Source organism: Intrasporangium mesophilum, assembly GCF_054783095.1.
Map to the genome: position 1 here is coordinate 1 of NZ_BAAGRF010000032.1, position 20,552 is coordinate 20,552.

The window sequence follows — 20,552 nt, forward strand, 5'->3', positions numbered from 1 at the left end:
GAGTGAAGAGTCACGCCCGGGATCGTCGAACACAGCCCACCACCAACCAGGCCGCGACGCCATCCTCACAGTCGAGTGAGCGCGCCGTCACAGGAGCACCACCCGGTCCCACGCGTCACGTGATGCGTGGGACCGAGCGCTCACCCGACCACAGAGGGGCGGGCAGGTTTCCGGCTCCGGGAGGGGGTGCGGCATACGGGAGGTTGGCCCCGGTTGGGGCCGGTTTGGCCTCTCGCTGTTGCGGCGCGCCACGCCCGGAGGGTGCCCAGGCCCTTGACGTCGCGCCGCGCAGGGTCCATATTCGTCGCGTTCCTTCGCGGGACTCCCGGTCCGGGAGGCGTAGAGGTCGTTCGAACTCCGCTTCTTGACCCGGCTGGACACACCTGCCCTTTGGGGGTAGGCTAGGCCTTTGCGCTGCCCCATGCCCACCCCTTCGCGATCTCAGTCAGGCATCTGCCCTTGCCACCCGGCATTCGGTCTGACCCTTGGGACCTGCGAGCGGAGCCATGCGGCAACGCGGATCTGAAGATTCGAAAGGCCCGTGGAAGGACCCTCCTTGGCTGCCGCGCGTACTGCGACCAACATGTCCACCGCACAGACCCCTTCGGGGCGTCTGTCCTTCGCGAAGATTCGCGAACCACTCGAGGTCCCCGACCTCCTGGCCCTTCAGACGGAGAGTTTCGACTGGCTGCTCGGTAACGAGCGCTGGCAGGCTCGCGTCGCTGCGGCCAAGGCCGAGGGTCGTACCGACGTCCCCGACCGATCCGGGCTGGAGGAGATCTTCGAGGAGATCTCCCCGATCGAGGACTTCAGCGGCTCGATGTCGCTGTCGTTCCGTGACCACCGTTTCGAGGAGACCCGCAAGACGATCGAGTCGTGCAAGGAGCGCGACCAGACGTACGACGCGCCGCTCTTCGTGACGGCCGAGTTCATGAACACCGTCACTGGCGAGATCAAGAGCCAGACGGTCTTCATGGGCGACTTCCCGCTCATGACCGAGCGCGGCACCTTCATCATCAATGGCACCGAGCGGGTCGTCGTCTCGCAGCTCGTCCGCAGCCCGGGCGTGTACTTCGAGCGCACCCCTGACAAGACGTCCGACAAGGACATCTTCACGGCCAAGATCATCCCGAGCCGCGGTGCCTGGCTCGAGTTCGAGATCGACAAGCGCGACATGGTCGGCGTCCGCGTCGACCGCAAGCGCAAGCAGTCCGTCACGGTGCTGCTCAAGGCGCTCGGCTGGACCGAGGCCCAGATCCTCGAGGAGTTCGGCGACTTCGAGTCGATGCGCCTCACCCTGGAGAAGGACCACACCCAGGGCCAGGACGACGCGCTGCTCGACATCTACCGCAAGCTGCGCCCGGGCGAGCCGCCGACGAAGGAGGCCGCGCAGACGCTGCTGGACAACCTCTACTTCAACAGCAAGCGCTACGACCTGGCCAAGGTCGGCCGCTACAAGGTCAACAAGAAGCTCGGTCTCGAGGCCCCGATCAACGACTCGACGCTGTCCATCGACGACATCGTCAAGACGATCAAGTTCATCGTGACCCTGCACGCCGGCCTGGACACCATGAAGGGCCACCGCAACGGCGAGGAGATCGACGTCCGCGTCGAGGTCGACGACATCGACCACTTCGGCAACCGTCGCCTCCGCTCCGTCGGCGAGCTCATCCAGAACCAGGTCCGCACCGGCCTGTCCCGCATGGAGCGCGTCGTGCGTGAGCGCATGACGACCCAGGACGTCGAGGCGATCACGCCGCAGACCCTGATCAACATCCGCCCGGTGGTGGCGTCGATCAAGGAGTTCTTCGGCACCTCGCAGCTGTCGCAGTTCATGGACCAGAACAACCCGCTCGCGGGCCTGACCCACAAGCGTCGCCTGTCTGCTCTCGGCCCGGGTGGTATCTCCCGTGACCGCGCGCAGATGGAGGTGCGTGACGTCCACCCGTCGCACTACGGCCGCATGTGCCCGATCGAGACGCCGGAAGGCCCGAACATCGGCCTCATCGGCTCGCTCGCGTCGTACGGCCGGATCAACGCCTTCGGCTTCATCGAGACGCCGTACCGCAAGGTGCACCACGGCGTCGTCACCGACGAGATCCACTACCTGTCCGCCGACGAGGAGGACAAGTTCGTCGTGGCCCAGGCCAACGCGGCGCTGGACCTCGACGGCAACTTCGTCGACGAGCGCGTGCTCGTGCGCACCAAGGGTGGCGAGGTCGAGCTCGTCCCCGGCGACGAGGTCGACTACATGGACGTCTCGCCGCGCCAGATGGTCTCGGCCGCGACCGCGATGATCCCGTTCCTCGAGCACGACGACGCCAACCGTGCGCTCATGGGCGCCAACATGCAGCGACAGGCCGTGCCGCTGGTCAAGAGTGAGGCGCCCCTGGTCGGCACCGGCATGGAGTTCCGTGCCGCGCTCGACTCCGGTGACGTCGTCCGGGCCGACAAGGCCGGCGTCGTCCAGGAGGTCTCCGCCGACCTCGTCACCGTCGCCAACGACGACGGCACCTACCAGACGTACCGCATCGCGAAGTTCAGCCGCTCCAACCAGGGCACGAGCTACAACCAGGTCGTCCGGGTCGACGAGGGCCAGCGGCTCGAGGCCGGCGACGTCATCGCCGACGGTCCGGCGACCGACGGCGGCGAGATGGCGCTCGGGCGAAACCTGCTCGTGGCGTTCATGTCGTGGGAGGGCCACAACTACGAGGACGCGATCATCCTGTCGCAGCGCCTCGTGCAGGACGACGTCCTCTCCTCGATCCACATCGAGGAGCACGAGGTCGACGCCCGTGACACCAAGCTGGGCCCCGAGGAGATCACCCGGGACATCCCGAACGTCTCCGAGGACGTCCTCGCCGACCTCGACGAGCGCGGCATCATCCGCGTGGGCGCCGAGGTGCGCGACGGCGACCTGCTCGTCGGCAAGGTCACGCCCAAGGGCGAGACCGAGCTGACCCCGGAGGAGCGCCTGCTCCGCGCGATCTTCGGTGAGAAGGCGCGCGAGGTGCGCGACACCTCGCTCAAGGTCCCGCACGGCGAGACCGGTACGGTCATCGGCGTCAAGGAGTTCCGCGCCGACCAGGGTGACGACCTGCCCCCGGGCGTCAACCAGCTCGTCCGCGTCTACGTGGCCAACAAGCGCAAGATCACCGACGGCGACAAGCTCGCCGGCCGGCATGGCAACAAGGGCGTCATCTCCAAGATCCTCCCGGTCGAGGACATGCCGTTCCTCGAGGACGGCACCCCGGTCGACGTCGTGCTCAACCCGCACGGCGTGCCGCGGCGCATGAACCTCGGCCAGATCCTGGAGCTGCACCTCGGCTGGGCCGCGAGCCGCGGCTGGAAGATCGAGGGCGGTCCCGAGTGGGCCGGCCAGATCCCCGGCGACGCGCACGAGGCCCCGGCCGGCACGCGCGTGGCGACCCCGGTGTTCGACGGTGCGTCGGAGGAGGTCGTGACGGGCCTGCTCGACTCGACGCTGAAGACGCGCGACGGCGTGCGCCTCGTCGACTCCTCGGGCAAGGCCCGCCTGTTCGACGGCCGCTCCGGCGAGCCGTTCCCGGAGCCGGTGTCAGTGGGCTACATGTACATCCTCAAGCTCCACCACCTGGTCGACGACAAGATCCACGCTCGCTCGACGGGTCCGTACTCCATGATCACGCAGCAGCCGCTCGGCGGTAAGGCCCAGTTCGGTGGCCAGCGCTTCGGTGAGATGGAGGTGTGGGCGCTCGAGGCGTACGGCGCGGCATACACCCTGCAGGAGCTGCTGACGATCAAGTCCGACGACGTCCCCGGACGCGTCAAGGTGTACGAAGCCATCGTCAAGGGCGAGAACATCCCCGACTCGGGCATCCCGGAGTCGTTCAAGGTCCTCCTCAAGGAGATGCAGTCGCTGTGTCTCAACGTCGAGGTCCTGAGCTCGGACGGCACGAGGATCGAGATGAAGGAAAGCGACGAGGAGGTCTTCCGCGCAGCGGAGGAGCTCGGCATCGACCTGAGCCGGCGCGAGCCGTCCAGCGTCGAGGAGGTCTGACGCGAGCTCACGTATGCCGCCGGGCACCGTCCCGGCGCACGCCGGGACAGTCCGCGGCATACGTGAGCCCCCAGCCCCATCCAGTCAGACCACTTGAGACTTAACGAGAGTTACGAGAGAAGGAACCACGTGCTCGACGTCAACTTCTTCGACGAGCTGCGCATCGGCCTGGCCTCCGCGGAGGACATCCGTGGGTGGAGCCACGGCGAGGTCAAGAAGCCCGAGACCATCAACTACCGCACCCTCAAGCCGGAGAAGGAGGGCCTCTTCTGCGAGCGCATCTTCGGCCCCACCCGGGACTGGGAGTGCAACTGTGGCAAGTACAAGCGCGTCCGCTTCAAGGGCATCATCTGTGAGCGCTGTGGCGTCGAGGTCACGCGCGCCAAGGTGCGCCGCGAGCGGATGGGCCACATCGAGCTGGCCGCCCCCGTCACCCACATCTGGTACTTCAAGGGCGTCCCGTCGCGCCTCGGGTACCTGCTCGACCTCGCCCCGAAGGACCTCGAGAAGGTCATCTACTTCGCGGCCTACATGATCACGCACGTCGACGACGAGCAGCGCCACCAGGACCTTCCCTCGCTCGAGGCGCAGATCCAGGTCGAGAAGAAGGAGCTCGAGAACCGCCGCGACGCCGAGATCGAGGCGCGCGCGCAGAAGCTCGAGAAGGACATCGCCGAGCTCGAGGCCGAGGGTGCCAAGGGCGACGCGAAGCGCAAGGTCCGTGACTCGGCCGAGCGCGAGATGAACAACATCCGCAAGCGCTCCGAGCAGCAGGTCGAGCGTCTCGAGCAGGTCTGGGACCGCTTCAAGAACCTCAAGGTCCAGGACCTCGAGGGCGACGAGATCCTCTACCGCGAGATGCGCGACCGGTTCGGCCTCTACTTCGAGGGCGGCATGGGCGCGGCGGCGATCCAGAAGCGCCTCGAGTCCTTCGACCTCGAGGCCGAGGCGGACTCGCTGCAGGAGATCATCGCGACCGGCAAGGGCCAGAAGAAGACCCGCGCCATCAAGCGGCTCAAGGTCGTCGCGGCGTTCCAGACCACGACCAACCGCCCGAGCGGCATGGTCCTCGACGCAATCCCGGTCATCCCGCCGGACCTGCGCCCGATGGTCCAGCTCGACGGTGGCCGCTTCGCGACCTCCGACCTGAACGACCTCTACCGCCGCGTCATCAACCGCAACAACCGCCTGAAGCGCCTGCTCGACCTCGGTGCTCCCGAGATCATCGTCAACAACGAGAAGCGGATGCTCCAGGAGGCTGTCGACAGCCTCTTCGACAACGGCCGTCGCGGCCGCCCGGTCACGGGCCCTGGCAACCGTCCGCTCAAGTCGCTGTCCGACATGCTCAAGGGCAAGCAGGGCCGGTTCCGCCAGAACCTGCTCGGCAAGCGCGTCGACTACTCCGGCCGTTCGGTCATCGTCGTCGGCCCGCAGCTGAAGCTGCACCAGTGCGGCCTGCCCAAGCAGATGGCGCTCGAGCTGTTCAAGCCGTTCGTGATGAAGCGTCTGGTCGACCTCGACCACGCGCAGAACATCAAGTCGGCCAAGCGCATGGTCGAGCGGGCCCGCCCGGTCGTGTGGGACGTGCTCGAAGAGGTCATCACCGAGCACCCGGTGCTGCTCAACCGTGCTCCCACGCTGCACCGTCTCGGCATCCAGGCGTTCGAGCCGCAGCTCGTCGAGGGCAAGGCCATCCAGATCCACCCGCTCGTCTGCTCGGCCTTCAACGCCGACTTCGACGGTGACCAGATGGCCGTCCACGTGCCGCTGTCGGCGGAGGCGCAGGCCGAGGCCCGCATCCTCATGCTGTCGAGCAACAACATCCTCAAGCCGGCTGACGGTCGCCCCGTGACCATGCCGACGCAGGACATGATCACCGGCATCTTCCACCTGACCGACGAGGTCGACGGTGGCGGCGCCGGCGCCGGACGTGCGTTCACCTCGCCCGCCGAGGCGCGGATGGCGTTCGACCGTGGCGAGATCCAGCTCGGCTCCAAGGTGCGGATCCGTCTGACGGACCTCGTGCCCCCGGCCGGCGTCGAGCTGCCCGAGGGTCTCGACGTGGGTCCCGATGGTCTCGTGCCGGCGATCACGCTCGACACGACGCTCGGCCGCGCACTGTTCAACGACACGCTGCCGGTGGACTACCCGTTCGAGAACCGCGCCGTCGACCGCAAGCGGCTCTCGGCCATCGTCAACGACCTCGCCGAGCGCTACAGCAAGGTGCAGGTCGCTGCGTCCCTCGACGCCCTGAAGGAGGCCGGCTTCTACTGGTCGACCCGCTCGGGCTGCACCGTGTCGATCTCCGACGTCACGACGCCGGACAACAAGTCCGAGATCCTCGAGGGCTACGAGACCAAGGCCGCCAAGGTCCAGACCCAGTACGAGCGTGGTCTCATCACCGACGAGGAGCGCCGCCAGGAGCTCGTCGAGATCTGGACGCAGGCCTCCAACCAGGTCGCCAAGGAGATGGAGTCCAACTTCCCGCGCACGAACCCCATCTACCGGATGGTGTCCTCGGGTGCTGGTGGTAACTGGTTCCAGATCCGTCAGATCGCCGGCATGCGTGGCCTCATGGCCAACCCGAAGGGCGAGATCATCCCGCGTCCGATCAAGGCGAACTTCCGTGAGGGCCTCACGGTGCTCGAGTTCTTCATCTCGACGCACGGTGCCCGCAAGGGTCTGGCCGACACCGCTCTGCGGACGGCCGACTCGGGTTACCTCACGCGTCGTCTCGTCGACGTGTCGCAGGACGTCATCATCCGTGAGGACGACTGTGGCACCGAGCGCGGCCTGACGCTGCCGATCGCCACGGTCAACGAGACCACCGGCACGCGCAGCCTCTCCGAGGTCGTCGAGGCGTCGGTGTACGCCCGCACCCTCGCGGAGGACGTGACGGACAAGGACGGCACGGTGCTGGCCAAGGCGGGCATCGACGTCGGCGACGTCGTCATCAGCGCCCTGTTCGAGTCCGGCATCGACCAGATCAAGGTCCGCTCGGTCCTGACCTGTGACAGCCGGGTGGGCACGTGTGCCGCCTGCTACGGCCGTTCGCTCGCGACCGGCAAGCTCGTCGACATCGGTGAGGCTGTGGGCATCATCGCGGCGCAGTCCATCGGTGAGCCGGGCACGCAGCTGACGATGCGCACATTCCACACCGGTGGCGCCGCGGCGGCCGACGACATCACGCAGGGTCTGCCGCGTGTCGTCGAGCTCTTCGAGGCGCGCACGCCCAAGGGTGTCGCCCCGATCGCCGAGGCCACCGGCCGGGTCGAGATCGAGGACACCGACAAGGCGCGTCGTATCCTGCTCACGCCGGACGACGGCTCCGAGCAGCACGCCTACCCGGTCAGCAAGCGCTCGCGCCTGCTGGTTCAGGACGGTGACCACGTCGAGGTCGGCACCAAGCTGATCCAGGGCGCGATCGACCCGAAGCAGGTGCTTCGCATCCTCGGCCCGCGGGCCGCGCAGAAGCACCTCGTCGACGAGGTCCAGCACGTCTACCGCCAGCAGGGTGTGTCGATCCACGACAAGCACATCGAGGTCATCGTGCGCCAGATGCTGCGTCGCGTGACGATCATCGAGTCCGGCGACGCGGACCTGCTCCCGGGCGAGCTCGCCGAGCGTGGCCGCTTCGAGGAGGAGAACCGCAAGGCGATCGCCGAGGGGGGCCGCCCGGCCTCGGGTCGTCCCGAGCTCATGGGCATCACCAAGGCCTCGCTCGCGACCGAGTCGTGGCTGTCGGCCGCGTCCTTCCAGGAGACGACCCGCGTGCTCACGCAGGCCGCCATGGAGGCCAAGTCCGACCCGCTGCTCGGCCTCAAGGAGAACGTCATCCTCGGAAAGCTCATCCCTGCCGGCACGGGCCTGCCCCGCTACCGGAACATCAAGGTGGAGCCGACCGAGGAGGCCAAGGCCGCGATGTACTCGCTGCCGAACTACGACGCGTACGACTACGCCGGGTTCGGTTCGGGCTCCGGCGAGGCGATCCGCCTCGACGACGAGGCCCTCGGTCTCGACAAGTTCTGACCCGTCCCGGCCGCTCGGTCCCACCGGGCGGCCGGACGGCCAGCACCACGCCGTATGCCGCTGGGTCGGCTCTCTCACGGGAGCCGCCCAGCGGCATTCGGCGTTCTCGGGCCCCTGCAGCGGCTCTGCGGCGGCCCTGCGGCAGCCCTGCAGCAGCCCTGTAGCGGAGGGAGGTTCCCGCGCGCCGGGGTCGACGTGCTCTATAAGGTTGGGGCCATGACCGAGCCCACGGCAGCCACCCCGAACGCGCCCGAGTCCACACCCGAGTCGGCACCCGAGTCGGCACCCGAGTCGGCACCCGAGTCGGCACCCGAGTCGGCACCAGAGTCGGCGGCGCCCGCGCCCGTCACCCCCGCGCCCGTCACGGCCGGGTCCGCGGCGCCGACCGAGGACGCTCCCGCCGAGACGCAGCCGGCGCCCACGATCATCGTGCTGACCGAGGAGGCGCTCAAGCCGGTGGACGTCGACAAGATCGTGGCGCTGCACGAGGACGAGGAGCCGACCTACCGAGTGCTCGTCCCGGCTGACACCGAGCGCAACCTGCTCTCGACGTTCCTGGACCACCTCAGCCTGTTCGAGATGCGCGAGGCGCTGGACTCGCTGCGCCCGATCGACCGCGGCGAGGCACACGCCGACGCCGACACGGCGCTCGCGGCGACACTGTCGGAGTTCGCCCGGCACGAGGTCGCCGCGACGGGCGAGATCACCGCCGACGACCCGGTGCCGACCCTGGTCGAGGAGGTCGCACGGCTCAAGGCGACCGAGGTCGTCATCGTCACCGAGCCCCACGCCGTCGAGGACACCTTCCACCGGGACTGGGCATCGCGGGCCCGCGACGAGCTCGGCCTGCCCGTGCTGCACATGTACGCCGGGGACTGGCGTCTGGGCTGACCAGAAGAACCACGGAAAGAACCACGGGAAGATTCACGGCCGGCCGGCCGTTGTACGACACGCATGACGGTGGCGGCTGCGGTCCGCGACCACGGTCGAGGGTGCACGGCGGTCCCGTGTACCGATTTGGTCGCCGTCCGCGCCCCCGGTACGCTTGAACACTGTGTCTGAGGCATGTCCTCAGTCATGCGCGATGACGGCCCCGGTGCCCTGTCCGCCAGCACGGCCTGACGCGACATCACTGGGGTCCAGAGCGAACCTCTCGCCGGGCAACCCGTTCCCTTCGATCGACGCCGTCGGTCGCCGGGTCGGGGAGTGCAGGGGGGAGAACCGGATTTCTCGACCGTGGGGACACACCCGACCTCGGGGGTCGAGAAGCCGAACAGCCAAGGAGTCGTCCACCGGACGGCCGACCACAGCAACGTAACGGAGTCACCAGGTTGCCTACCATCAACCAGCTGGTCCGCAAGGGCCGCCAGGACAAGGCCAGCAAGGCCAAGACCCCGGCGCTCAAGGGCTCGCCCCAGCGCCGCGGCGTGTGCACGCGTGTGTACACCACCACCCCCAAGAAGCCGAACTCTGCCCTTCGCAAGGTCGCCCGCGTGCGCCTCTCGAGCGGCATCGAGGTCACCGCGTACATCCCGGGCGTCGGCCACAACCTGCAGGAGCACTCGATCGTGCTCGTGCGTGGCGGTCGTGTGAAGGACCTCCCCGGTGTGCGCTACAAGATCGTCCGCGGCACGCTCGACACCCAGGGCGTGAAGAACCGCAAGCAGGCCCGCAGCCGCTACGGTGCGAAGAAGGAGAAGAGCTGATGCCTCGCAAGGGACCCGCTCCGAAGCGTCCGCTCGTCGTCGACCCGGTCTACAGCAGCCCGCTCGTCACGCAGCTCGTCAACAAGATCCTCCTGGACGGCAAGAAGTCGATCGCCGAGACCATCGTCTACGGCGCCCTCGAGGGCTGCCGCCAGAAGACCGGCACCGACCCCGTCGCCACGCTCAAGCGCGCGCTCGACAACGTCAAGCCGGCCATGGAGGTCAAGTCCCGTCGAGTCGGTGGCGCCACCTACCAGGTGCCGATCGAGGTCAAGCCGGGCCGCAGCACGACGCTCGCGCTGCGCTGGCTCGTCGGCTACTCGCGTCAGCGTCGTGAGAAGACCATGACCGAGCGCCTCATGAACGAGATCCTCGACGCCTCCAACGGCCTCGGTGCCGCGGTGAAGCGTCGCGAGGACACCCACAAGATGGCCGAGTCCAACAAGGCCTTCGCGCACTACCGCTGGTGACAGCGGCGCCCGGCGGTATGCCGTGAGCCCGCTTCACGGCATACCGCCCGGGCAGTGCCCGCCACCGCGCGCGTCGAGCGTGCCCGGCGAGCCCCCAACGATTTCCACGCTAACGAATGAGACGAGACAACTGACGTGGCACTTGACGTCCTGACGGACCTGAAGAAGGTCCGCAACATCGGCATCATGGCGCACATCGACGCTGGCAAGACCACGACGACTGAGCGCGTCCTCTTCTACACCGGTGTCAACCACAAGATCGGTGAGACGCACGACGGTGCGTCGACGACCGACTGGATGGAGCAGGAGAAGGAGCGGGGGATCACCATCACCTCCGCGGCTGTCACCTGCTTCTGGGAGGGCACCCAGATCAACATCATCGACACGCCCGGTCACGTCGACTTCACGGTCGAGGTCGAGCGGTCGCTGCGCGTCCTCGACGGCGCCGTCGCGGTGTTCGACGGCAAGGAGGGTGTCGAGCCCCAGTCCGAGACGGTGTGGCGCCAGGCCGACAAGTACAACGTGCCCCGCATCGCGTTCGTCAACAAGATGGACAAGCTCGGCGCGGACTTCTACTTCACCGTGCAGACGATCAAGGACCGCCTCGGCGCGGAGCCGCTCGTGCTCCAGCTGCCGATCGGTGCCGAGAACGACTTCGTCGGTGTCGTCGACCTGATCCACCGCCGCGCCCTGGTGTGGCCCGGCGACGCCAAGGGTGATGTCACCATGGGCGCCAAGTACGAGATCCAGGACATCCCCGAGGACATGCTCGAGCAGGTGGAGGAGTACCGCCAGCACCTCGTCGAGCGCGTCGCGGAGTCCGACGACGACCTCATGGAGAAGTACCTCGGTGGCGAGGAGCTCACCCCGGAGGAGATCAAGGCCGGCATCCGCCAGCTCACGGTCACCTCCGAGCTCTACCCCGTGATCTGCGGCTCCGCGTTCAAGAACCGCGGTGTCCAGCCGATGCTCGACGCCGTCGTCGACTACCTCCCGTCCCCGGTCGACGTGCCGCCGATGGTCGGCCACAAGCCGGGCGACGAGTCGGTCGAGATGACGCGTGAGCCGAGCAAGGACGCCCCGTTCTCGGCGCTGGCCTTCAAGGTCGCCGCGCACCCGTTCTTCGGCACGCTCACCTTCATCCGGGTCTACTCCGGCCGCATCGCCGCGGGCTCGCAGGTCGTCAACACGACCAAGGGCAAGAAGGAGCGCATCGGCAAGCTCTTCCAGATGCACGCCAACAAGGAGAACCCGGTCGAGGAGGCGCTCGCCGGTCACATCTACGCGGCCATCGGCCTCAAGGACACGACCACGGGCGACACGCTGTCCGACCCGAGCGAGCAGATCGTCCTCGAGTCGATGACGTTCCCCGAGCCGGTCATCCAGGTCGCCATCGAGCCCAAGACCAAGGGCGACCAGGAGAAGCTGTCGACGGCCATCCAGAAGCTCTCTGCCGAGGACCCGACCTTCCAGGTCCACCTCGACGAGGACACCGGCCAGACGATCATCGCCGGCATGGGTGAGCTGCACCTCGACATCCTCGTGGACCGGATGAAGCGCGAGTTCAAGGTCGAGGCCAACGTCGGCAAGCCGCAGGTCGCGTACCGCGAGACGATCCGTCGCTCGGTCGAGAAGTACGACTACACGCACAAGAAGCAGACCGGTGGTTCCGGCCAGTTCGCGAAGGTCCAGGTGACCTTCGAGCCGCTGGCCGAGACCGAGGACGGCTCGATGTACGAGTTCGTCAACGCCGTCACCGGTGGCCGCGTGCCGCGTGAGTACATCCCGTCGGTCGACGCCGGCATCCAGGACGCGATGCAGTACGGCGTGCTCGCGGGCTACCCGCTCGTCGGCATCAAGGCAACGCTCGTCGACGGTGGCTACCACGACGTCGACTCGTCCGAGATGGCGTTCAAGATCGCCGGCTCGATGGTCCTCAAGGAGGCCATCCGCAAGGCGGACCCCGTGCTCCTCGAGCCGATGATGGCCGTCGAGGTGCGCACGCCCGAGGACTACATGGGTGACGTCATCGGCGACATCAACTCCCGCCGTGGCCAGATCCAGGGCATGGAGGACATCAGTGGTGCCAAGGTCGTTCGCGGCCTCGTCCCGCTGTCCGAGATGTTCGGCTACGTCGGCGACCTGCGCTCCAAGACGCAGGGCCGCGCGAGCTTCTCCATGGAGTTCGACTCCTACGCAGAGGTCCCCAAGGCTGTCGCCGAGGAGATCATCAAGAAGACCCGCGGAGAGTGACCGCGGGAGCCACCTGACGGCATCCCGTAGTCTCTGTTCTCGGAATCCAACCCAACAGCGCCCCGTCCTGCCCTGGTCGTACGGCGTAACACAGAAGTCCTGAGGAGGACACACAGTGGCGAAGGCAAAGTTCGAGCGGACCAAGCCGCACGTCAACATCGGCACGATCGGTCACATCGACCACGGCAAGACGACGCTGACGGCTGCGATCTCCAAGGTCCTGCACGACAAGTACCCCAACCTGAACCCCCAGTTCGCGTTCGAGGACATCGACAAGGCTCCTGAGGAGCGTCAGCGCGGCATCACGATCTCGATCGCTCACATCGAGTACCAGACCGAGACGCGTCACTACGCGCACGTCGACTGCCCGGGTCACGCCGACTACGTCAAGAACATGATCACCGGTGCTGCCCAGATGGACGGCGCGATCCTCGTGGTCGCCGCCACCGACGGCCCGATGCCGCAGACGAAGGAGCACGTGCTCCTGGCTCGCCAGGTCGGCGTGCCCTACATCGTCGTGGCGCTCAACAAGGCCGACATGGTCGACGACGAGGAGATCCTCGAGCTCGTCGAGATGGAGGTCCGCGAGCTCCTGTCGCAGTACGAGTTCCCGGGCGACGACCTTCCGGTCGTCAAGGTCTCGGCGCTCAAGGCGCTCGAGGGCGACGCCGAGTGGGGCCAGTCGGTTCTCGACCTCATGGACGCCGTCGACAACTCCATCCCGGAGCCCGAGCGTGACGTCGACAAGCCGTTCCTGATGCCGATCGAGGACGTCTTCACGATCACGGGTCGTGGCACGGTCGTCACCGGTCGTATCGAGCGCGGCGTCCTCAAGGTCAACGAGGAGGTCGAGATCGTCGGCATCCACACCGGCCCGCCGGCCAAGACCACCGTCACCGGTGTCGAGATGTTCCGCAAGCTCCTCGACGAGGGTCGCGCCGGTGAGAACGTCGGCCTGCTTCTTCGTGGCACCAAGCGCGAGGACGTCGAGCGTGGCCAGGTCGTCGTGAAGCCGGGCTCGATCACCCCGCACACGGACTTCGAGGCGCAGGTCTACATCCTGTCCAAGGACGAGGGCGGCCGTCACACGCCGTTCTACGACAACTACCGTCCGCAGTTCTACTTCCGTACCACGGACGTGACGGGTGTCGTGCACCTGCCCGAGGGCACCGAGATGGTCATGCCCGGCGACAACACCGACATGAAGGTCGAGCTCATCCAGCCGATCGCCATGGAGGAGGGCCTCAAGTTCGCCATCCGCGAGGGTGGCCGCACGGTCGGCGCCGGCCGCGTCACCAAGATCCTCAAGTGATCTGACGCTGCACCAGCAGTAGATCTCCGGCAGGGCCCGGACCGCTTCGGCGGTCCGGGCCCTGTCTCTATCCTCCTGCGCGCCGATGTCGCGTCCGCGGGGCGGGCACCGTGGCTCGCGGCGTGGAGCGTCGGCGGCGGTTCAGCATCAGGGTGAGGTGGTATGCCGGTGGCCGCCTCCGATGCCGCTCCCCACAGCGCCCACCCCGCTCGGGTCAGCTGCGGTCGAGCAGGGCGAGGGCGGGGCGAAGGGCGGCGACGGTCTCGACGGTGATCGGGTCCAGGACCAGCTGGACGTGGGTCGCACCAGCCTGCGCCATCGCCTCGAGGTGCTCGGCGATCGCACCAGGCTCGCCGGGCACGGGGGCGACCGACGCGGCATACTCCGAGTCGCCCATGACCCGGCCGGCGCCACCCTCGAACTGCACGAAGACGGCCGCCGTCGCGGCCACCTCGCCCTTGGCTCGACCCGCCTCGAGAGCCGCGGCGTCCACCCGGGCCGCCAGACGCGCGAACTCGGCGGGGGAGTTGCCGTAGTCGCTCCACCACGTGTTCCACAGGTCGACGTGGGGCAGGCCGATGCGCATCATGCGCGGCCCGGTCGAGCCGAGCATCAGCGGCGGACCACCGGGACGGGCGGGCCCCGGGTCGAGCACGCAGTCGTCGACGTCGTAGAACCGGCCGTGGAAGTCGACCCGACCCTCGCGCAGCAGGCGCCGGATGACCGTGAACGCCTCCTCGAAGCGCCCGACCCGGTTGTCGAAGGGGAAGCCGTAGGCCGTGTACTCCCGCTCGTTCCAGCCCGCGCCAAGGCCCAGGATGAGCCGTCCGCCGGAGATCGCGTCGACGGTGGCCGCCATCTTCGCCAGCATCGCCGGGGTGTGGAAGCTCGTCGAGGCGACGAACGGTCCGAGCTCGACGCGGCTCGTCACCGCGGCGAGGGCCGCAAGCGAGGTCCAGGCCTCCCACGGGCCGCGGGTCACCCCACCAGGCAGGTCGTAGAGCAGGTGGTCGCCGAGCCAGAGCGAGTCCAGGCCGACGTCCTCGGCTGTGCGGGCCATCGTGACCAGCTCGGGCCACTCGACCCGCCTCTCGATCTCGGGCAGCTGCACACCGACCCGAAGCGGGCGGCTCATCGGACGGCATACGGGACGGGGCACATGCCCGCCATCCTGCCAGCGCGCCCGGACTGCGGGTGGCCGCTCGCGCGGATAGGCCGACCAGCGAGCCGAGCTCGTGCTGAGGACCGTGCGGACCATGTGACCCGGCCGTGCGTGGCCCGACCGGTCCGATGGGTAGGGTCGGGAACCATGCCGCACTCCTTCGACACCGACACTGAGGCCCAGGGTCTGATCGACTTCGTCGATGCGTCACCCACGCCGTTCCACGCCTGCGAGCAGGCTGCCGCCCGGCTCGCCGAGGCCGGCTTCACGGAGGTCGTCGAGACGGAGCCCTGGCCGACCGGCCCGGGGCGTCACTGGCTCGTGCGCGGCGGCTCTCTGATCGCCTGGGACACCACGGGTGCGCAGGCGGCCGGGGCCGGCCCGGCGGCCGGGTTCCGGGTCGTGGGCGCGCACACGGACAGCCCGAACCTGCGGCTGAAGCCGCACGCTGACCACGTCAAAGCCGGGTGGCAGATGCTCGCCGTCGAGCCGTACGGCGGGCTCATCCTCAACTCGTGGCTCGACCGCGACCTCGGCCTCGCCGGCCGCGTGGCGGTGCGGACCGCCGACGGCGTGGACACCCGCACGTTCCACGACCGCCAGCCGATCCTGCGGGTCGCCCAGCTCGCGATCCACCTCGACCGCAGCCAGAACGACGAGCTCACGCTGAACCGCCAGCAGCACATGGTCCCCCTCTGGGGCCTGGGCGACGAGCCCGGCGACGTCGTCCGCTACCTCGCGGAGCAGGTCGGGGTCGACCACGAGGACGTCCTGTCGTGGGACGTCATGACCCACCCGACCCAGCCCTCGGCCCGGATCGGCCGCGAGCGCGACCTCATCGCCGCACCACGCCTGGACAACCTCGCCACCTCATATGCCGGGGTGCGGGCGATGGTCGACGCCGCATCCCAGGCGTCCCGGCTTCGTCACGTGCCCGTCCTCGTGCTCTTCGACCACGAGGAGATCGGCAGCACGTCCGAGCGGGGCGCGACCTCGACGCTGCTGCCCGCGGTGCTCGAGCGGATCGTCCTGGCCGGTGGCGGCACGCGCGACGACTACTGGCGGGCGCTCGCCGCGACCGTCATCGCCTCGGGCGACATGGGCCACGCGACCCACCCCAACTACGCGGACCGGCACGAGCCGCTGCACCAGATCGCCGTCAACGCCGGGCCGGTGCTCAAGGTCAACACGAACCTGCGGTACGCGACCGACTCGGTCGGCGCCGCGGCGTTCCGCCTCGCGTGCGAGCAGGCCGGGGTGCCCATGCAGACGTTCGTCTCGCGCAGTGACCTGCCGTGCGGCTCGACGGTCGGCCCGGTCACCTCGTCCCTGACGGGCGCGACGACCGTGGACTTCGGCGCCGCGGCCCTGTCCATGCACAGCGCGCGCGAGCTGATGGGCGCGAAGGACCCCGCGATGTATGCCGCTGCGCTGGCGGCGTTCCTCGCCCCGGCCTGAGTCGCTGGACCCCGAACGTCCGTCACCCCCGCCCGCCGCCCCTGCCCCCCGCGCTGGACCCCGCAACACACCCGGAAATCGCCAGCTCCTCGTAGTTGCAACACCTGGTAGCTGACGATCTCCGGGTGTGTTGCCGAGAGGGTCGAGTGGGCGCTCTGGTGGGCGCTTTGTCCCACGTGTCACGGGTCGTGGCAGGATGGGGTGCGTGAGCGAGCACCGTCTCGACGTGCCGCACCGGCCCACCCTCGTCTACGACGCGGACTGCGGGTTCTGCACCAGGAGCGCCGAGTTCGCCAAGCGCTGGGTGGACCGCCGGGACCGGTTCGACGTGCGCCCCTTCCAGGAGCTGGACCTGGCCGCGGTCGGTCTGTCCCGGGAGGACTGCGACGAGGCCGCCCAGTTCGTCACCGCGGAGGGCTCGATCCGCTCCGGACACCGGGCCATCGCGACGGCCGCGACCCACGGCGCACCGCCCTGGCGGCCGGTCGGCTACCTGCTCCTGGCGCCCGGGGTGTCGCGGGTCGCCGCGCGGGCGTACCACTGGGTTGCCGAGCACCGGTACCAGCTGCCCGGCGGCACGGCCGCGTGCGCGAGGCCACCGGACGAAAACCGCCCCTGACGGGCGAACCGGGCCGGACGGCATACTCGCGGGTGGGCGACGGAGCGCCCCGGGCCGCGAGCCGGGTGCGTCCCGACCCGACCGCGCCACGCCATGAGACCCGGCCTGCGGCGACGCGGTCCCTCGATTTGATAGTGCGGCGTGCGCTCTGGCACACTTGTCGGGTTGCTTGACGCGCGTCGCTGACCCATGTCGGTGTCGCCGCCCCTTGAGAGCCTCCTGACGGGGACTCGCCCGGACTTGTTTGTGAGGCCCGAGGGAAGCGCAAGCCACCCGGTTCGGCCGGGCTTTCCACCACGAGGGTCTGCACTCCGGTGCGCGACTTTCACCGCGGAGCGGGCGCGACACGCCCGACCTCGGGGGTCGGAGAGCCAAGGGAACCGGCAGTCAGAAGCGAGAGAGAGACGTTACTTCAGATGGCGGGACAGAAGATCCGCATCCGGCTGAAGTCGTACGACCACGAGGTCATCGACAACTCGGCCCGGAAGATCGTTGACACAGTCACGCGCGCTGGCGCCACCGTGGTGGGCCCCGTCCCGCTGCCGACGGAGAAGAACGTCTTCGTCGTCATCCGGTCGCCGCACAAGTACAAGGACAGCCGCGAGCACTTCGAGATGCGCACGCACAAGCGCCTCATCGACATCATCGACCCGACGCCCAAGGCCGTCGACTCGCTGATGCGTCTCGACCTGCCGGCGGACGTCAACATCGAGATCAAGCTCTGAGGCGGTTGGTACTGATGACGACTGTTGCAGAGAAGACCATCAAGGGCCTGCTCGGCGAGAAGCTCGGCATGACCCAGGTGTGGGACGCCGACAACCGTCTCGTCCCCGTGACCGTGGTGAAGGCCGGCCCCTGCGTCGTGACGCAGGTCCGCAACGGCGACGCCGACGGCTACGACGCGGTCCAGATCGCCTTCGGCGCGATCGACCCGCGCAAGGTCAACAAGCCGATGACGGGCCACTTCGAGAAGGCCGGCGTCACGCCGCGCCGTCACCTCGTCGAGCTGCGCACCGCCGACGCCGGCGACTACACCCTCGGCCAGGAGATCACCGCCGAGGCGTTCGAGGCCGGCCAGCGCGTCGACGCCACGGGCACGACCAAGGGCAAGGGCTTCGCGGGTGTCATGAAGCGCCACGGGTTCCACGGCGTCTCCTCCTCGCACGGTGCCCACCGCAACCACCGCAAGCCGGGCTCCATCGGTGGCTGCTCCACGCCGGGCCGTGTCTTCAAGGGCATGCGCATGGCGGGCCGCATGGGCGGCGTGCGCCAGACCACCCAGAACCTCACGATTCACGCCGTTGACGCCGAGAAGGGCCTGCTGCTCATCAAGGGTGCCGTTCCCGGCCCCCGTGGCGGCATCGTCCTGATCCGCACGGCCGCGAAGGGTGCATGAGAGACATGGCAACCAAGACTCCGAACCTTCCCGCCGAGATCTTCGACGTCCAGACGAACGTCCCGCTGATCCACCAGGTCGTCGTCGCGCAGCTCGCGGCCGCCCGCCAGGGCACGCACTCGACGAAGACGCGTGGCGAGGTGCGCGGCGGTGGGCGCAAGCCGTACCGCCAGAAGGGGACCGGCCGCGCCCGTCAGGGCTCGACCCGTGCGCCCCAGTTCGCCGGCGGTGGCGTCGTCCACGGTCCGCAGCCGCGTGACTACTCGCAGCGCACCCCCAAGAAGATGAAGGCTGCCGCGCTCCGTGGCGCCCTGTCCGACCGGGCCCGCTTCGACCGCATCCACGTCGTCGACTCGATCGTCACGGGCGACGTGCCCTCGACCAAGGAGGCCGCGGCCCTGCTCGCCGGCCTGACCGAGCGTCCGAACCTGCTCGTCGTGCTCGAGCGCGGCGACGCGGTCGCGTTCCAGTCCGTGCGCAACCTCACGAACGTCCACGTCCTGGTCGCCGACCAGCTCAACACGTACGACGTTCTCTGCGCCGACGACATCGTCTTCACCCAGGCCGCCCTCGACGCGTTCGTCGCCGGCCCCGTGAAGGCCGACAAGGCCGACAAGGAGAACTCCAAGTGAGCATCCACGCCAAGGACCCCCGCGACATCCTCATCGCACCGGTCGTCTCCGAGAAGTCGTACGGGCTCCTCGACGAGGGCAAGTACACCTTCCTCGTCGACCCCCGTGCGAACAAGACGGAGATCAAGATCGCGATCGAGCAGATCTTCGACGTCAAGGTCGACAAGGTCCACACCCTGAACCGCCAGGGCAAGAGCCGCCGCACCCGTTTCGGCATCGGCAAGCGCAAGGACACCAAGCGCGCGATCGTCTCCCTCCGCGAGGGCTCGATCGACATCTTCGGTGCGGGCGCCTGAGACCGACGGATCATAAGGACTTAGAACATGGGTATCCGTAAGTACAAGCCGACCACGCCGGGCCGTCGTGGCTCGTCGGTCGCCGACTTCGTCGAGATCACGCGTTCCACCCCGGAGAAGTCGCTCGTTCGCCCCCTGGCGAAGACCGGTGGCCGCAACAACGCCGGCCGCATCACGACGCGTCACATCGGTGGTGGCCACAAGCGCGCCTACCGCGTCATCGACTTCCGTCGCCACGACAAGGACGGCGTGCCGGCCAAGGTCGCTCACATCGAGTACGACCCGAACCGCACCGCGCGCATCGCGCTCGTCCAGTACGCCGACGGCGAGAAGCGCTACATCCTCGCGCCGAACCGCCTCAAGCAGGGCGACCCGATCGAGAACGGCCCCGGCGCCGACATCAAGCCGGGCAACTCGCTCCCGCTGCGCAACATCCCGGTCGGTACGGTCGTGCACGCGATCGAGCTCAAGCCCGGTGGCGGCGCGAAGATCGCCCGCTCCGCGGGCGCGCGTGTCCAGCTCGTCGCCAAGGACGGCCCCTACGCCCAGCTGCGTATGCCGTCCGGTGAGATCCGCAACGTCGACGCGCGCTGCCGCGCGACCGTCGGCGAGGTCGGCAACGCCGAGCAGAGCAACATCAACTGGGGCAAGGCCGGCCGCATGCGCTGGAAGGGCAAGCGCCCGACCGTCCGTGGTGTGGCGATGAACCCGGTCGACCACCCGCATGGTGGTGGCGAGGGCAAGACGTCCGGTGGACGTCACCCGGTCAGCCCGTGGGGTCAGGCCGAGGGCCGGACCCGCAAGGGACACAAGGAAAGCGACAAGCTCATCGTGCGTCGCCGTCGTACTGGCAAGAAGCGCTGATAAGGAGCCTTTGGAATGCCTCGTAGCCTGAAGAAGGGCCCCTTCATCGACGACCACCTTCAGAAGAAGGTGGACGCCCAGAACGAAGCGGGCACCAAGAACGTCATCAAGACCTGGTCGCGTCGTTCGGTCATCAGCCCGGACATGCTCGGTCACACCTTCGCCGTCCACGACGGCCGCAAGCACGTCCCGGTGTTCGTCACCGAGTCGATGGTGGGCCACAAGCTCGGCGAGTTCGCGCCGACCCGCACGTTCAAGGGTCACGTGAAGGACGACAAGAAGGGTCGTCGTCGCTGATGTCGAACGCAACCACCTC

16 protein-coding genes are annotated in these 20,552 nt (G+C 68.4%); 15 read left to right on the forward strand and 1 reads right to left on the reverse strand.

Annotated features, from left to right (window positions below):
• Positions 1-556 precede the first annotated feature (556 nt).
• From rpoB to tuf, 7 genes are all read left to right on the forward strand, one after another.
• A complete protein-coding gene (rpoB, locus tag ACYVLP_RS23225; protein WP_460629674.1) occupies positions 557-4,039 on the forward strand; it encodes a DNA-directed RNA polymerase subunit beta in 3,483 nt (1,160 codons plus the stop codon).
• A gap of 129 nt (positions 4,040-4,168) precedes the next feature.
• Positions 4,169-8,068, forward strand: coding sequence for a DNA-directed RNA polymerase subunit beta' (locus ACYVLP_RS23230; RefSeq protein ID WP_460629675.1), 3,900 nt, complete (start codon positions 4,169-4,171; stop codon positions 8,066-8,068).
• 216 nt (positions 8,069-8,284) lie between these two features.
• Positions 8,285-8,959 carry a hypothetical protein gene (locus tag ACYVLP_RS23235; protein WP_460629676.1) on the forward strand — a complete coding sequence of 225 codons (675 nt, stop codon included), beginning with the start codon at positions 8,285-8,287 and terminating at the stop codon, positions 8,957-8,959.
• Between the two features lie 440 nt (positions 8,960-9,399).
• Positions 9,400-9,774, forward strand: a complete 375-nt coding sequence (gene rpsL, locus ACYVLP_RS23240; RefSeq protein WP_020143255.1) for a 30S ribosomal protein S12 — start codon at positions 9,400-9,402, stop codon at positions 9,772-9,774.
• Entirely contained in the window at positions 9,774-10,244 is a 471-nt protein-coding gene (gene rpsG, locus ACYVLP_RS23245) for a 30S ribosomal protein S7 (protein ID WP_452269181.1), read from the forward strand. The genes rpsL and rpsG overlap by 1 nt, the downstream gene beginning before the upstream one ends.
• 135 nt (positions 10,245-10,379) lie before the next feature.
• Positions 10,380-12,497 (forward strand): elongation factor G, encoded by a 2,118-nt coding sequence (gene fusA / locus ACYVLP_RS23250; RefSeq protein WP_460629677.1) that lies wholly within the window; start codon positions 10,380-10,382, stop codon positions 12,495-12,497.
• 115 nt (positions 12,498-12,612) lie between these two features.
• Positions 12,613-13,809, forward strand: coding sequence for an elongation factor Tu (gene tuf, locus ACYVLP_RS23255; RefSeq protein ID WP_452269183.1), 1,197 nt, complete (start codon positions 12,613-12,615; stop codon positions 13,807-13,809).
• Positions 13,810-14,023: 214 nt separating this feature from the next.
• On the opposite strand, the gene ACYVLP_RS23260 is transcribed toward tuf, so the two are convergent.
• A complete protein-coding gene (locus ACYVLP_RS23260) occupies positions 14,024-14,944 on the reverse strand; it encodes an LLM class flavin-dependent oxidoreductase (RefSeq protein ID WP_460629678.1) in 921 nt (306 codons plus the stop codon).
• Between the two features lie 174 nt (positions 14,945-15,118).
• Between ACYVLP_RS23260 and ACYVLP_RS23265 the strand changes: the two genes are divergently transcribed.
• The 8 genes from ACYVLP_RS23265 (at position 15,119) to rpsS (ending at position 20,533) form a co-directional block, all read left to right on the forward strand.
• Positions 15,119-16,429 (forward strand): M18 family aminopeptidase, encoded by a 1,311-nt coding sequence (locus ACYVLP_RS23265; protein WP_460629679.1) that lies wholly within the window; start codon positions 15,119-15,121, stop codon positions 16,427-16,429.
• 205 nt (positions 16,430-16,634) lie between these two features.
• Positions 16,635-17,048: a thiol-disulfide oxidoreductase DCC family protein gene (locus tag ACYVLP_RS23270; RefSeq protein WP_460629680.1), complete on the forward strand. Its 414-nt coding sequence runs from the start codon at positions 16,635-16,637 to the stop codon at positions 17,046-17,048.
• A gap of 416 nt (positions 17,049-17,464) precedes the next feature.
• Entirely contained in the window at positions 17,465-17,773 is a 309-nt protein-coding gene (rpsJ, locus tag ACYVLP_RS23275; protein WP_009775966.1) for a 30S ribosomal protein S10, read from the forward strand.
• Between the two features lie 14 nt (positions 17,774-17,787).
• The gene (gene rplC / locus ACYVLP_RS23280) at positions 17,788-18,444 is read left to right on the forward strand and encodes a 50S ribosomal protein L3 (protein WP_452269187.1); all 657 of its coding nucleotides are present in this window, start codon (positions 17,788-17,790) and stop codon (positions 18,442-18,444) included.
• The gene (gene rplD / locus ACYVLP_RS23285; RefSeq protein ID WP_460629681.1) at positions 18,441-19,076 is read left to right on the forward strand and encodes a 50S ribosomal protein L4; all 636 of its coding nucleotides are present in this window, start codon (positions 18,441-18,443) and stop codon (positions 19,074-19,076) included. The genes rplC and rplD overlap by 4 nt, the downstream gene beginning before the upstream one ends.
• Positions 19,073-19,372, forward strand: coding sequence for a 50S ribosomal protein L23 (gene rplW / locus ACYVLP_RS23290; protein ID WP_452269189.1), 300 nt, complete (start codon positions 19,073-19,075; stop codon positions 19,370-19,372). The genes rplD and rplW overlap by 4 nt, the downstream gene beginning before the upstream one ends.
• A 27-nt stretch (positions 19,373-19,399) precedes the next feature.
• Complete coding sequence (rplB, locus tag ACYVLP_RS23295; protein WP_452269190.1) at positions 19,400-20,236, forward strand: 50S ribosomal protein L2; 837 nt, start codon at positions 19,400-19,402, stop codon at positions 20,234-20,236.
• Positions 20,237-20,251: 15 nt separating this feature from the next.
• Entirely contained in the window at positions 20,252-20,533 is a 282-nt protein-coding gene (gene rpsS / locus ACYVLP_RS23300) for a 30S ribosomal protein S19 (protein WP_026864141.1), read from the forward strand.
• Positions 20,534-20,552: the final 19 nt, after the last annotated feature.

Coding starts and splice junctions, on each gene's coding strand:
- ACYVLP_RS23235 (WP_460629676.1), top strand. CDS start 8,285: ATGACCGAGCCCACGGCAGCCACCCCGAACGCGCCCGAGTCCACACCC.
- rpsG (WP_452269181.1), top strand. CDS start 9,774: ATGCCTCGCAAGGGACCCGCTCCGAAGCGTCCGCTCGTCGTCGACCCG.
- ACYVLP_RS23260 (WP_460629678.1), bottom strand. CDS start 14,944: ATGAGCCGCCCGCTTCGGGTCGGTGTGCAGCTGCCCGAGATCGAGAGG.
- ACYVLP_RS23265 (WP_460629679.1), top strand. CDS start 15,119: ATGCCGCACTCCTTCGACACCGACACTGAGGCCCAGGGTCTGATCGAC.
- rpsJ (WP_009775966.1), top strand. CDS start 17,465: ATGGCGGGACAGAAGATCCGCATCCGGCTGAAGTCGTACGACCACGAG.
- rplC (WP_452269187.1), top strand. CDS start 17,788: ATGACGACTGTTGCAGAGAAGACCATCAAGGGCCTGCTCGGCGAGAAG.
- rplD (WP_460629681.1), top strand. CDS start 18,441: ATGAGAGACATGGCAACCAAGACTCCGAACCTTCCCGCCGAGATCTTC.
- rplB (WP_452269190.1), top strand. CDS start 19,400: ATGGGTATCCGTAAGTACAAGCCGACCACGCCGGGCCGTCGTGGCTCG.
- rpsS (WP_026864141.1), top strand. CDS start 20,252: ATGCCTCGTAGCCTGAAGAAGGGCCCCTTCATCGACGACCACCTTCAG.